Origin of the sequence: Kitasatospora sp. NPDC059646, assembly GCF_042734615.1 — a bacterium.
GTDB lineage: Bacteria > Actinomycetota > Actinomycetes > Streptomycetales > Streptomycetaceae > Kitasatospora.
The window spans coordinates 182,496-195,599 of sequence record NZ_JBHWDS010000005.1 but is presented as its reverse complement, the minus strand read 5'-3'; the positions used below and the strand labels follow the sequence as shown (position 1 = coordinate 195,599).

Annotated in this window: 12 protein-coding genes; 5 read left to right on the top strand and 7 right to left on the bottom strand. The window is 74.5% G+C overall.

The features are described from left to right. Positions 1-87 precede the first annotated feature (87 nt). Entirely contained in the window at positions 88-867 is a 780-nt protein-coding gene (locus ACFV1L_RS05415) for an NAD(P)H-dependent oxidoreductase (protein ID WP_380363095.1), read from the bottom strand. A gap of 140 nt (positions 868-1,007) precedes the next feature. Here ACFV1L_RS05415 and ACFV1L_RS05410 point away from each other — a divergent pair, with 140 nt between their 5' ends. Further along, positions 1,008-1,862, top strand: coding sequence for a helix-turn-helix transcriptional regulator (locus tag ACFV1L_RS05410; RefSeq protein ID WP_380363093.1), 855 nt, complete (start codon positions 1,008-1,010; stop codon positions 1,860-1,862). A 93-nt stretch (positions 1,863-1,955) separates the two neighbouring features. Here ACFV1L_RS05410 and ACFV1L_RS05405 read toward each other — a convergent pair whose 3' ends face one another. The 4 genes from ACFV1L_RS05405 to ACFV1L_RS05390 all read right to left on the bottom strand — a co-directional run bounded on the left by ACFV1L_RS05405 (position 1,956) and on the right by ACFV1L_RS05390 (position 6,390). Next, a complete protein-coding gene (locus ACFV1L_RS05405; RefSeq protein WP_380363092.1) occupies positions 1,956-2,537 on the bottom strand; it encodes a copper resistance protein CopC in 582 nt (193 codons plus the stop codon). Next, on the bottom strand, positions 2,534-3,124 hold the full coding sequence (locus ACFV1L_RS05400) for a hypothetical protein (protein WP_380363090.1): 591 nt from the start codon (positions 3,122-3,124) through the stop codon (positions 2,534-2,536). The genes ACFV1L_RS05405 and ACFV1L_RS05400 overlap by 4 nt, the downstream gene beginning before the upstream one ends. A gap of 173 nt (positions 3,125-3,297) precedes the next feature. Continuing rightward, positions 3,298-4,539 carry a putative PEP-binding protein gene (locus ACFV1L_RS05395; protein WP_380363088.1) on the bottom strand — a complete coding sequence of 414 codons (1,242 nt, stop codon included), beginning with the start codon at positions 4,537-4,539 and terminating at the stop codon, positions 3,298-3,300. Next, entirely contained in the window at positions 4,540-6,390 is a 1,851-nt protein-coding gene (locus ACFV1L_RS05390; RefSeq protein ID WP_380363087.1) for an FAD/NAD(P)-binding protein, read from the bottom strand. It abuts the gene before it with no gap. 347 nt (positions 6,391-6,737) lie between these two features. Between ACFV1L_RS05390 and ACFV1L_RS05385 the strand changes: the two genes are divergently transcribed. Next, positions 6,738-7,343, top strand: coding sequence for a helix-turn-helix domain-containing protein (locus tag ACFV1L_RS05385; RefSeq protein WP_380363086.1), 606 nt, complete (start codon positions 6,738-6,740; stop codon positions 7,341-7,343). Here the strand turns inward: ACFV1L_RS05385 and ACFV1L_RS05380 are convergent. After that, positions 7,258-8,643, bottom strand: coding sequence for a carotenoid oxygenase family protein (locus ACFV1L_RS05380; RefSeq protein WP_380363084.1), 1,386 nt, complete (start codon positions 8,641-8,643; stop codon positions 7,258-7,260). The genes ACFV1L_RS05385 and ACFV1L_RS05380 overlap by 86 nt on opposite strands. Positions 8,644-8,722: 79 nt before the next feature. Between ACFV1L_RS05380 and ACFV1L_RS05375 the strand changes: the two genes are divergently transcribed. Next, positions 8,723-9,364, top strand: a complete 642-nt coding sequence (locus ACFV1L_RS05375; RefSeq protein WP_380363082.1) for a TetR/AcrR family transcriptional regulator — start codon at positions 8,723-8,725, stop codon at positions 9,362-9,364. 100 nt (positions 9,365-9,464) lie between these two features. On the opposite strand, the gene ACFV1L_RS05370 is transcribed toward ACFV1L_RS05375, so the two are convergent. Further along, a complete protein-coding gene (locus ACFV1L_RS05370; RefSeq protein ID WP_380363080.1) occupies positions 9,465-10,436 on the bottom strand; it encodes a hypothetical protein in 972 nt (323 codons plus the stop codon). A 220-nt stretch (positions 10,437-10,656) separates the two neighbouring features. On the opposite strand from ACFV1L_RS05370, the gene ACFV1L_RS05365 reads away from it, so the two are divergent. Both ACFV1L_RS05365 and ACFV1L_RS05360 read left to right on the top strand, forming a co-directional pair. Continuing rightward, complete coding sequence (locus ACFV1L_RS05365; RefSeq protein ID WP_380363078.1) at positions 10,657-11,640, top strand: DUF1702 family protein; 984 nt, start codon at positions 10,657-10,659, stop codon at positions 11,638-11,640. After that, positions 11,637-13,034: a cytochrome P450 gene (locus ACFV1L_RS05360; protein ID WP_380363076.1), complete on the top strand. Its 1,398-nt coding sequence runs from the start codon at positions 11,637-11,639 to the stop codon at positions 13,032-13,034. Before ACFV1L_RS05365 ends, ACFV1L_RS05360 begins: the two co-directional genes overlap by 4 nt. Positions 13,035-13,104 lie beyond the last annotated feature (70 nt).

The window sequence follows — 13,104 nt, the reverse complement described above, 5'->3', positions numbered from 1 at the left end:
CCCGAGTGCGTCCGCGCTTCGACGGCAGCCCACCGCGCCCCGGCACGGGGGCGAAGTCGCGCCGACTCGCCGCCCTGCGCGGGGCGGTCAGCCTCGGACGTGGAGGGCGAAGCCGGAGCGGCCGGCGGGTTCGAGGCCGGGCTTGAGGTGGAGGGACGGGATCTCGTAGTCGCCGAAGTTCTGGCGTCGGTAGGGGACGGGGTCGGTGGTCTCCAGGGTGAGGAGGCGCTGCCGCCAGGCCTCGGTGGCGGCGGCGTACTCCTCGGGGGTAAGGCGGTCGGTGCCGTGGAGGACGAAGGGCGGGAGGACCTCGATGCCGGGGTAGTAGAGGATGCCGTGCTGGAACGGGAAGAGCAGGTCGTCGATGGGGCCGTTGATGCCGCGGGCGGCGTAGTGGGAGGCGGGGCCGCCGACGGTGACGGAGAGGAGGGCGCGGCGGCCGGCGAGCGTCCCTTCGCCGTAGCGCTCGCCGTACTTGGTCTCGCTGTGCTCGCCGACGCCGTAGGCGAAGCGGTAGGTGAAGACCCGGTCCACCCAGCCCTTGAGGATGGCGGGCATGGTGTACCACCACAGCGGGAACTGGAAGACGATCGTGTCCGCCCACAGGAGCTTCTCCTGCTCGGCGAGGACGTCGGGGGTGAGCGTCCCGGCCTCGAAGGCCCGGCCGGAGTCGGCGGCGACCTTGAGCGGGGCGGAGGCGGCGGGGCCGTAGTCGGATGCGTCCACGACGGCCTTCCAGTTCATCGCGTACAGGTCGCTCACCCGCACCTCGTGGCCGGCGCCCTCCAGGGTGGCGACGGCGAGGTCCTTGAGCGAGCCGTTGAGCGACTTCGGCTCCGGGTGGGCGTGGACGATCAGCGTCTTCACGGGGAACTCCTCGAATCGGTTGCCTCCGATCCTGGCCGCCGGAGCGCCCGCCGTTCAGGGGCTCCTCGACCGTCGGTCCGGACTTCCTGGTATCGGCAGGGCCACCCTCACCGCGCCCGCCCGGGCCCATACTTGAGCGCATGGACGATCTCGCGGGCTTCCTGCGGACCCGGCGCTCCCGGGTCGACCCGGCCGCCGTCGGCATCCGCACCGACAGCCGCCGCCGGGTCGCGGGGCTGCGCCGCGAGGAGGTGGCGCACCTGTCCGGGGTCAGCGTCGACTACTACGTGCGCCTGGAGCAGGGCCGCGCGACGCAGCCGTCCGAGCAGGTGCTGGACGCGCTCGCCCGGGTGCTGGACCTCGACGAGACGGAGCGCGAGCACCTCGACCGCCTCGCCCGGCAGCGCCGCCGCGGGACGAGGACGCCCGGCACCCGGGTCCGGCCGGAGCTGCTGCGCGTGCTCGACCTGGTCGCCGACGCACCCGCGCTGATCATGAACCACCGGCTGGACGCGCTGGCCGGGAACCGGCTCGCCGGACTGCTCTACGGCCGCCCGCTGCCGGGCCTGAACGTCGCCCGGCACCTCTTCCTGGAGGAGTCCGACGACGGCCTGTACGCGGACCGGGAGCACTGCACCCTGGACGTGGTCGGCCACCTGCGGCTGGCCGCCGGCAAGTACCCGGACGATCCCCGACTGGCTTCCCTGATCGGCGAGTTGGCGATGGGCAGCGAGCGCTTCCGCCGCCTCTGGGCGCGGGCGGACGTCCGCGCCCGCACCCACGGGAGCAAGACGTACCGGCACCCCCTGGTCGGCCTGCTGGAGCTGCACCAGGAGAACTTCTCGCTCCCGGACGAGTCCGGCGTCGAACTGCTGGTGCTGACCGCCGCCCCCGGCAGCCCCAGCGAGGACGGGCTGCGCCTGCTCGCGGGCCTCGGCGCGGAGTCGGAGGGCGCGCGCACCCCGACGGAGGCCGGGGTCCACCCCCGGCACTGAGGCCGGAGCGGTGCTGCGAGTCCGCCGATCGCGCCCCGGCACAGCGGAGTCGACGCACCTTTCGCAGCAGCCGCCCGGCGGCGCGGCACCGTGCTACGACGCCGCCCGGGTGCGGCCGCCGGGGCGGGCCCGGCGCAGGCGGGGGCCGCGGAGCATCAGCAGGACGGCGCCCGGCAGCAGGACGGCGTCGACGACGAGGAGCAGCAGGTTCCAGGCTCCGTCGATCGCGTGGTTGTGGGCGTCGGCGTTCTCGTTCACCGGGGCCGTGCCGGGGCGGGCGGCGGGGCCGACGTCGAAGCCGGTGGTGCCGGCCACCTCGCGGCCGCCGTCGAGGACGAGCCGGTAGACGACCCGGTAGCCGCCCCGGGCGTCGGTCCGGAGCGGGGCGACCAGGCGGCGGCCGTCCAGCCGGGGCGGGCCGTCGGTGACGGGGGTGCCGTCGGGCCCGTTGACCTGGAGGTAGACCGAGCCCGGTCGGAAGTCGTCGCCGGTGAAGCTGAGGGCGACCTCCTGCGGGGCCCGTTCCAGGGCGCTGCCGTCGGCCGGGGTGATGCCCGCCAGCCGGACCGGCTGACGGGCACTGACCAGGAGCAGTCCGGCGAGGAGCAGGACGGCGACCCCGGCGCCGAGCAGGACGGCGCGCTGGAAGGAGCGCGGCGATCCGGCGGCGCTCACACGGCCGCCGCGGCCTCGTGGCGGTGCACCGCGTGCCGGCAGCTGCACGTCATCCCGGCCAGTTCCTCGCGGCTGGGCCGCAGGTGGTAGTACATCCCGATCACCATCGGGATGAACACCACCGTGTTGTAGAACAGGTGCAGTTCGACCCGGGGGAAGACCAGTTGCAGCACCGAGGTGGGCACGGCCTTGCCGAACAGGAAGTGCCCGGTCTGCGCCTGGAGCAGCAGGAGCAGGTGCTCGATGTGGTGCCAGAACTGGATCGCCAGCGCCACCGTCCACCAGGTGCGGCCGCGGCCGACGAATCCGGGGCGCAGCAGGAACAGGCCGATGATCATGATCAGGGCGTAGCCGTAGTGCATCCACTCCGAGGTCACCAGCCACGGGAACTGGTACCCGAGCAGGCCCTTGGACTTCGGGAGCGACCAGCCGAGGCCCCAGATCTGGTAGGCCTGCACGAGGTGTTCGGCCCAGTGGGCGAGGACCACCACCATGAAGACGTTCAGGGCGGCGCGGTGCGATCCGACGTTGAGGCGGCCGATCGGCCCGGGCGGCGCGGTTCTCGGCGGGGCGGTGTGCGTCGTCATCAGTCTGGTTCTCCTAGCGGACGGAGGAGGGCGGGAGCTCCGGTGGCACGCGGGGTGGCGGCGCGTGCCCCAGAGTGGTGGCCGCACACCGGACCGGGCTTCTTCCAGAGTGCTCAGATTCTCCCCGGTCAGGTCTGTTGACGCCACGTCAACCACCGCTTGCCGCACCGGGGTTAACCGGCGAGTGCGGCGGCGGCCGGCGCGGCCTGCGGCCGGATGACCTCGGTGAGTTCGGCGGTGCACATCATGTAGCCGTCGGGGGTGGGAAGTCGGGCCAGGTAGTGGGTGAGGTCGGTGCCGAGGGAGAAGACCCGGACCGGGGTGCCGGCGGCGCGGGCGGCCTCGACGACCCGGCGGACGCCGTCCAGGACGGCGGGGTGCCGGGTCTGGTAGGAGTCGGCGACCAGGTGGTTGCCCCGATCGGCGGCCAGGTAGAACTGCACCAGGTCCTTGACCCCGACGAACAGTTCGCTGGCGCCGGCGGCGCAGATCTGCGGGGTGGCGTGCACCGCGGCCGGGGTCTCGATGAAGGCGGACAGCGAGACGCTGGGCGGCAGTTCGAGGTGGGCGCGCAGTTGCGCGTACTCGTCGGCGTCGTTGAGGAACGGCACCGAGAGGTGGACGCGCTGCGCCCGGTCGCCGAGCCGGCTGTGCAGCGTGTCGAGGACCGTGCGCAGCGCGTCCCGGTAGGGGGCGGAGCCGAGCAGCCAGCGGGCGCCGTGCAGGCCCAGTTCGGGGTTGGGTTCGACGGCGACGGCGGACTGCTCGGTGACGCTGGCGGCGTGGTCGGAGCGCAGGTCGAGCAGGCGCAGCACGATCCGCTGGTCGGGCAGCAGTTCCTCGACGAAGGAGCAGAGGCGTTCGGCGACGGCCCGCCCGTAGCCGGCGATCTCGGCGGGGCCGCCGTCGAGGGCGTCGAACGGGCTGAGGCCGGCGGCGAGGCAGAGGAACTCCTCGCGGATGAAGAACGACTCGACGCGCTTGGCGTTCGGGCCGCAGGAGTTGACGGTCCGGATGTCCTGGAAGTCGGCGATGACGGCGCAGGCCGCGCCGAGGTCCTCGGCGGTGGGCTCGGCGCGCGGCCCGGGGGCGGGCGCCGGGTCGGGGTGGAGCAGGATCGACCCGTTCTCCAGGTCGAGGGTCACCTCGCCGACCAGGTGGGCCAGGTCGGCCTCGTCGACCCGGAGCACGGGGATGCCGCGGCCGCGGCAGAGCGACTGCATGTGGCCGGTCTGCCCGCCGCCGCCGCAGACCACGGCGCCGGCGGTGACGATGGCGTCGTACAGGCCCGCCTCCAGGTGGGGGGCGATCAGGATGGATCCCTCCTGCGGGTGCCCGGTGCGGTTGCAGGTGCCGCGCAGGGTGGCTCGGGTGCCACCGGTGAGCATGAAGCCCTGGATCCGTCGCCCGTCCATTCAGTCCTCCTCGTCGGTGTCCCCGGTGTCCGCGATCCCCAGGTGACGGCGCAGTTGGCGCGGCGTCATGGAGACGTCGGTGAGTCGCCGGACGGCGGACCGGCTGATCGCCGCGCGCAGTCGGCGGCGTCCGGTGTCGTCCGGGGCGGTGAGGGGGCCGATCAGGGCGTCCAGGTGGGCGTCGAGCTGCTCCCGCTGGGAGCGGGCCCGGGTCGCCATCCTCCTCACCTCCAGACTCACAGCGTGCTCGAACGCGGGGTCGGCTGCTTCCTCGAACGTGCCGTCGGAGGCACCGGATTCGGCCAACTCGTGATCGGCCCCGGAGCCGAACTCGCCGCCCGCCAGCTCCAGTTGCTCGATCACGTGGGCGGCGACCGCGATCGAGTGGTTCTTGATGGCGGCCAGGTTGAAGGCGAACGCGCCGGTGCGGCCGTTGCGGACGATCTCGTCGCCCTCGCGCAGCGGGCCGACGGCGGTGAGCGGGCCGGCGGGCGTCCCGGACGGGGTGAGCAGGACGCCGCGGTGGTCGACGTCGAGGCCGCGGCCGGTGCGCCCGTGCGGGGTGGCGAGTTCGCGGCGCAGCAGGTTGCGCCACAGCGGTTCCTCGACGCGCCGGTAGTCGGTCTCCCGGCCGAAGTTGGAGACCACCAGGTCCGCCAGGACGGTCTGCTTCTCGTCGGCGGTGGCGACGGTGACCTCCAGCCGGCCGGACTCGGCGGGGGTGATCGCCTGGACGCCGCCGACCAGCAGCCGCACCGGGCCGGGGTCCATCGCCCGCTCGATGACCTCGATGGTGTAGGGCACCGCGCCGACCCGGAGGGCGGCGATGGTGGTGCCGAACTCGTCGAGCAGACCGCGGAGTTCGGGTGACGGAATGCGTTCGACGGCGGCCGGCAGGTGCGGCTCCCAGGCCTTGGCGACCCGCTCGGCGACCACCTCGGGGGCGATGTCCGGATACTCGCGGGCGACCGTCCCGCAGGCCTCGGCCCACTCGCCGCGGACCCGGCGCAGGAACTCCTCACGGTTCCGGTAGGGCTCCAGCAGCCGCCGGGGGCAGGCGAGTTCGACGACGCCGTGCTCGTGGGCGCCCGGGTAGGAGCGGAACATCGTCCCGGTGCGGGAGACCAGCCGGATCGTCCCGGTGTGGCCGCGGCGCAGCAGCAGCCCCGCCGAGTCGTAGGCGCTGAGCACCGAGCCGACGATCACCACCTCGGCGTCCGGCGGCAGTGCCTCCAGCCTGCGCACGCCCTCGGCCGAGTAGGGGTGGCGGACGAAGCGCGGGTGCTCCAGCACGTCGGCGGCGAACGGCAGGTCCTTCAGCTCCAGTCCGGTGGCCAGAACCACGTGCGCGGCGGACAGCACCTGTTCCTCGCCGCTGCAATGACGTACCGTCAACTCCACACCCTGCGCGGCGAGTTCGAGGTCGACGGCCTCTCCGTCGGCCTCGGTGAGCTGCACTCCGGGCGCGGCCTCCCGGGCGGCTTCGGCGAGCCGCTGCTCCAGGTAGTCCTGGAAGATCCGCCGGGGCGCCGGGCCCGGTTCGGTGAACTCGTGGTCGGCCCAGTGCGCGGGCCAGTCCCCGCGGTCGGCCTCCCGGTTGGCCCAGTGGACGAAGTCGAGGACGTCCTCGCGGAACACCGACATCCGCCCGGCCTGGATGTTGAAGACGTGGTCCCAGGGGTTGCCGCGCCGGTGGTAGGCGACCCCGGCGGAGCGGTAGTCCGGGCGCCGTTCCAGCAGCACCACCTCGACCGGGCGGCGGGCGAAGCGGAGCATGCGGATGGCGGTGGCGGTGCCTGCCAGGCCAGCGCCCACCACGACGATCCTGGGGCGGGTTCCGGTGCGGGTCATGCGGGAGCCTCTCGGTCGCGGGGCGGGGTGGAGAAGGGACCTGATTGGACGTCAGAACCGGTGTCCACCAGGGTAGTTGGCGCTGGTCGTGCGGGCGCCCGGAAAGCGCCTGAGCGCCGCGTCGGCGGACGCGGCGCTCAGGCGGTTCCGGGCGGGGCCGGGTCGCCGGCCGGAGTCGGTGCGGTCGATTTCCCCGCACGGTAGCGCCGGGGGCCCGGCGCGGACTTCTCCCTGCTTGCCCGGGGCCGCGCCGCCGGCCGCGGGCGGCGGCGCACCCGGCAGTCTCGAAGAAGCCGGGCCCTCGATCGGCGGGCGACACTCGGCGCTGGAGGTGGGTTCCGGTGCGCATGACAGCGGTTCAGCGGCGGGAAGCGGTGGTGCGGGTGGCGGTCGAGGTGTTCGCCAGGGAGGGCTTCCACGCGACCACCACGGTGGCGATCGCGGACCTGGCGGGCGTCTCGCAGCCCTACCTGTTCCGGCTGTTCGACTCCAAGCGGGCGGTGTTCCTGGCCGCCGCCGAACTGGCGACGGCCGACGCCGCCCGGGCGTTCACGGCGGCGGCCGGGGACGCGGACGGCGTCGCCGCGCTGCGGGCCGGGGAGCGGGCCTGGCGGCGGATGGTCGGCGCGGGCAGCCCCTTCGCCTTCCAGTGGCAGCTGCACGCGGCGGCGGCCGCGGACCCGGTGATCCGCGCGGCGGCGGCCCGGCACTGGGGCGTGCTGTGGCGGACGGTCGCCTCGACGACCGGCCTGCCGGACCCGGCGCTGGCCGCGTTCTTCGGCCGGATGCTGCTGGTCGGCGCCACCTGCGCGCTGCGCCCGGGCCCGCCGCCCTCCGCCGCCCGACCGCCGCGCCCGGGCCGGCCGTTCACCACCGCGACGGCACCCACTGCGCGTGGAACCCGTGCGGCACCCGCACCGGCAGCGGCACGACCGCGACCGGCGGCCCGGTGAAGTCGGCGGTGTCCAGGACCAGCAGTTCGCTGCGGTCGGCGGCCGGGTCGTGGACCAGGGTGAGCAGCCAGCCGTCGCCCTCGGGGGCCAGTGCGTCGCGCGGGACGAACACCGCCTCGCCGCCCTGCCGGCCGCCGTCGAAGGCGTGCCGGTCGGTGCGGCCGGTGGCGAGGTCGTGCCGCAGCAGCGCGGGGCCGCACAGGGCCGCCCCCTGCCCGGGGGTGAGTTCGACGGTGAAGGCGTAGCGGTACGGGAGTCCGGTGCGCCGTTCGTCGATCCGCGGGAACTCCTGGACGCGGTCGTCGAGCCGGCGTTCGACGACGGCGCCCTCGCGGGGGTCGAGGGTCCAGCGCCACAGGGTGGGGGCGGATTCGCTGGGGTGCAGCCGGTCGCGGTCGAAGGCCCGTTCGTGGCGGACGACGTCGACGGTGATCCGGCCGTCGGCGTCCTCGAAGGCGTTGACGGGGTGGAACACGAAGCAGGGCGGTACGTCCAGCCAGAGCGGGGCGGCTTCCGGGCGGTCGCGGCGGACGATGCCGACCCGGGCGTCGCGGTCGGGCTGCCAGGCGTAGGGGACGGGCGAGCCGGCCCGGGCCTCGGCGGGGTCGTGCGCGACCGGCAGGTCGAACAGGACGGCGTGGCGCTCGGTCAGCGCGAAGGCGTGCATCCAGGGGCGGCCCTTGACCGGCACCGGCAGCGCCGCGCGGACCAGGCCCCCGGTCCCGACCGTGAGCAGGACGGCCCGGTCGCCGGCCGGGTCGACGGCGACGGCGTGGAGTTCGCCGGTCACCGGGTCGGTGAGCGGGTGGGCGCAGAGGCCGGCCGGCAGGGTGCCGTCGAAGTCGGTGCGGGCGACGGTGCGCAGCTCAGCGTCGAGGACCAGGGGCAGGGCGCCGCCGTCGGTGACGGCCAGGGTGCGGCCGGCGTGCCGGACCAGGTTGGCGTTGACGTTGCCGTCGAGGCCGTTGCGGGGTCCGGGGACGGGGAGTTCGCCGAGTTCGGCGGCGAGCGCGTCGTCGCGCAGCCAGCGGTTGCGGTACCAGTGGGCGCGACCGCCGCCGAGGCGCAGTCCGTGGACCATGCCCGCGCCGGCGAAGGCGTGCTGGACGGCGGGGTCGTGCTCGCCGCGGGTGTTGGGACCGATCCGCAGGAAGGTGCCGTCCAGTTGGGGCGGCAGCGTGCCGCGGACGGTGAGGTCGGTGTGCGCGGTCTCGGCGGGCACCGGCCGGTAGCCGGGTCCGAGCAGGTGGGTGGTGCTGTGCGGGTGGCTGCTGGTGGTGTGGCCGGTGGTGCCGGGCATGACCGCCCCCTCCGTCAATAGCGCTGTTACATAACGCCGTCATTGATTAGGGTCACAGGCGGCTGACATACTGTCAAGAGTGAGCCCACGCAAGGTCGACCCGAATCTCGGCGCCCAGTTGATCGAGGCCGCGGCGAAGCTGCTCAGCGAGGAAGGACCGGCCGCGCTGTCCACCCGCAAGCTGGCGGCCACCGTGGGCACCTCCACCATGGCGGTCTACACCCACTTCGGCGGCATGGACGACCTGGTGCGGGCGATGGTCCGCGAGGGCTTCACGCTCCTCAACCGGCGCCTGGAGGCCGTCGAGGAGACCGACGACCCGGTCGCCGACGTGGTCGCCCTCGGCTGGGCGTACCGGGCCAACGCCCGCGAGCACCGGCACCTCTACAACGTGATGTTCGGCGGCTCCAGCCTCAGCGGGTTCTCGCTCACCGACGCCGACCGGCAGCACGGCCGCTACACGCTGGACGCCCTGGTCCGCGCGGTCAAGCGGTGCGTCGCCGCCGAGCGCTTCCTGCCCTCCGAGCCGGAACTGGTGGCCCATCAGCTCTGGATCGCCCTGCACGGCCTGGTCACCCTCGACCTCGGCGGCTACCTGGTGGAACCGCTCACCGCGGACGTCTGCTTCGAGGCCCAGGTGTGCGGCATGATCCTCGGCGCGGGCGACGCACCGGCGCGCGCCCGCGAATCGGTCGCCCGCGCGGCGCGCCGGCCGGTCTGAGCCCGCGCCGCACCCCGGCGGCCGCTCCGGGCCGCACAGCGCGGCGGCGGGCCCGCCCCCCGGGGGGAGCCGACCCGCCGCCGCCCGCCGGACCGGTGGACTACGCGTTCCAGGGCGCCTTCGGCCACCACAGGTAGCCGAGGTTGCCGAGGATCCGGACGTCCCAGTAGATGACCGTGAACGCGCCCGCCACCAGGAACGCGGTCGCGGTCAGCGTCGCCGCCCGGCCCGGCTTGGTGGCCAGCCAGCGCTGCACCGGCGTGCCCAGCGCGAACGACAGCACCAGGAACAGCAGCGCCATCACCAGGATGTTGCCGATCGACTGGAGCGAGAACGCCACCGCCCCGTACAGCGGGTTGTGCTCCTGCGCGGCGTGCCGGAACAGGTTGCGGAACAGCGGGTACGGGCGGCCGATCAGGAAGCCGCCGACCAGCGCGCCGATCAGCACCAGCGGGGCGTTCGGGAACCGGCGGGCCACCCCCGCCAGCGGATCGGGCAGCACACCGGCCGCGGCCAGCCCGATCACCAGCATCACCAGGCCGATCACCCCGAACACGATCATCGCCTGGAGGATCCGCGGCGACAGCGTGCCGTGCGCGGACGCGGTCGAGAACTGCGGCAGGTGGGTGCCGAACAGGCCGACCAGCACGCCGTACCCGGCCGAGACCGGCAGCATGCCGGCGGTCAGCCAGCCCAGCGGGCGCAGCGCGTGCACCAGCCGCTGACGGCGGGTCAGGCTCATCTGCCCGACCAGCGGGCCGACCGCGCCGAACACCGCCACGTTGCACGCGGTGAACGAGCCGGCCAGGCCCGAGACGAAGGCGAACAGCACGCCGGCCGCGATGCCGGTCAGCGGGGTGGACTTGGCGTCGTGGCCCAGCAGGTGGTTGGCGGTGGTGAAGCCGATCTCGTCGTCGGCCAGCTTCGAGGACCAGGCCCAGGCGAGCAGCAGCCCGCCCAGCAGGCCCAGCAGGACGACCAGGGCGCGGCGGCGCGGGAACAGGCCGTTGACGAACAGCGAGGTGGCGCGGGGCGGCGCCTTCACCGTCCGGCCCGTGATGGTCTCGGTCAAGGTGGGGTCTCCTCAGCTCACGGAGGGTCGCTCCTGAGGGGGCGTCAGGAAAGGGTGCGCGCGCGGGGCGTGACAGAGTGTCGTGGATCGGCCCGGGCCGGTGACTACTTCCGTGTTGCCCGGCATCGGCACACTCGGAGAAGCCCCCGCCTCCCCGGGGCCCCAAGCATGTAACCGGAGAGCTGCGGCCATCCGGGCGCGCGGCGGGCTGGAGGCAGTGATGAGCGGAGGCTGGCGGGCGGCACGACGGCGCCTGTTGACACCGAGCCACAACGAGACGAAGTTGTCCACCAGGGGCTTCCACCTCAAGGACGAAGCCGCGCGGACCAACCTGGAGACCGTCGGCGGGACCTTCCTCGACGGCTACGCGATCGCCGTCGAGGCGCGCGACCAGGACGAGGCGCACCACCGGCTGGAGCGGATCCCGGTCCGCTACCGGGGCTTCGCCTACGAGGGCGCGGCCATGGGCCTGGCCATGCTGGACGGCCTGCCGCTGCCCGGCAGCGGCCGGGTCGCCGAGTTCCTGGCGGGCCACGGCGCACCGCACGACTACATGGTGCACGTCGGCGTCGGCTGGGCGATGGCCCGGCTCCCCCGCTTCCGCTGGGCGGCCGTCGCACCCGCCGACCCGCTGCTGCGCTGGCTCGCCCTGGACGGGTACGGCTTCCACCAGGCCTACTTCCGCACCGCGCGGTACGTGCACGGACACCACCGGGAAACCGCTTTCCCGTGGCCCGGCGACGAGACCCGCGGCTACGCCGGGCACGCCATCGACCAGGGCATCGGCCGCGCCCTGTGGTTCATCGGCGGCACCGACCCGGCCGTGGTCGCCGACCTGGTCGACGGCTACCAGGCCGACCGCCACCCCGACCTGTGGGCCGGCGTCGGCCTGGCCGCCTGCTACGCCGCCGGCGCCACCGACGCCGAGCTGCGGCTGCTGCTCGACCGGGCCGGCCCGCACCGGCCGCAGCTCGCCCAGGGCGCGGCGTTCGCCGCCACCGCCCGGGTCGAGTCGGGGCTGCTCACCGAGCACGCCGAGGCCGCCACCGCGGTGCTCTGCGGCCTCACCCCGCAGCAGGCCGCCGCGGTGTGCACGCAGGCCCGGCCCCGGCCGGCCGTCGACGGCGCCGAGACCGCGTACGAGGTGTGGCGGCGCGCCATCTCCGAACGGATCGTCAGCGGCGCCTCCGGGGCCCGCACATGACCGCCGCCGAACCCGCGCCGGCCGCCGCCCGGCCGCGCGGCACGGCGGGCCGGCGGCCCCCCGGGCCGTCCCGGGCCGCCACCCCCGTGCTGCTGGCCCGGATGGCCGCCGACCGGCTGTCCGTCATGACCGGCGCGGCGGCGGCCTACGGCGACGCGGTCCGCCTGCCGCTCGGCCCGAAGACCCTGTACTTCTTCAACCACCCCGACCACGTCCGCCGGGTGCTCACCGACAACAGCGCCAACTACCACAAGGGCATCGGCCTGGTGCACGCCCGGCGCGCCCTCGGCGACGGCCTGCTGACCAGCGAGGGCGAACTCTGGCGCGCCCAGCGCAAGGTGATCCAGCCGGTGTTCCAGGCCCGCCGGATCAACCGCCAGGCCGACGTCATCGCCGAGGAGGCGGCGGCGCTCGCCGAACGGCTGCGCCGCACCGCCGGCACCGGCCCGGTGGACATCCGGCAGGAGATGACCTCGCTCACCCTGGGCGTGCTCGGCCGCACCCTGCTGGACGCCGACCTCGGCGCGTACGAATCCATCGGCGAGGCGTTCGAGATCGTCCAGGACCAGGCCATCTTCGAGATGATGAGCCTGAGTTCGGTGCCCTCCTGGGTACCGCTCCCGCTCCAGTTGCGGTTCCGCAGGGCCCGCGCCGAACTGGACCGGATCGTCGCCGCGCTGGCCGACGAACGCCGCCGCCGGCCCGCCTCCGACGGCACCCGCGACGACGTGCTGTCCCGGCTCGTCGACGCCACCGCCGACGAACGCGACCCGGTGGCCCGGCGGACCCGGATGCGCGACGAACTCGTCACCCTGCTGCTGGCCGGCCACGACACCACGGCGAGCACCCTCAGCTGGACCCTGTACCTGCTCGACCGGCACCCCGAGGTCGGCGACCGGGTCCGCGCCGAGGTCGACGAGGTGCTCGGCGACCGGCTGCCCGGCATCGAGGACATGCACAGGCTGACCTACACCTCGATGGTCCTGCAGGAGGTGATGCGCCTGTACCCGGCGGTCTGGCTGCTGCCCCGCAAGGCCCTCGCCGAGGACGAGATCGGCGGCTACCGGGTGCCCGCCGGCGCCGACGTCGTGCTCTGCCCGTACACCCTGCACCGGCACCCGGAGTTCTGGGACGACCCGGACCGGTTCGACCCGGAGCGCTTCGCCAAGGGCCGCGCGGCCGGCCGCCACCGCTACGCGTACGTGCCGTTCGGCGCCGGCCCGCGGGTCTGCGTGGGCAGCAGCCTGGGCCTGCTGGAGGCCACCGTGGTGCTGGTCGTCCTGCTGCGCCGGCTGCGGCTGGCCGTGCCGCCCGGCCACCGGGTGCGGGCCGAGCCGATGCTGACCCTGCGGGTCAAGGGCGGCCTGCCGATGACGGTGCGGCCGCGCGACTGACCCTCCGCCCGGAAGGGGCCCGGACCGCTCCCGGTGAGCGGTCCGGGCCCCTTCCGGCTTCCCGCGCACG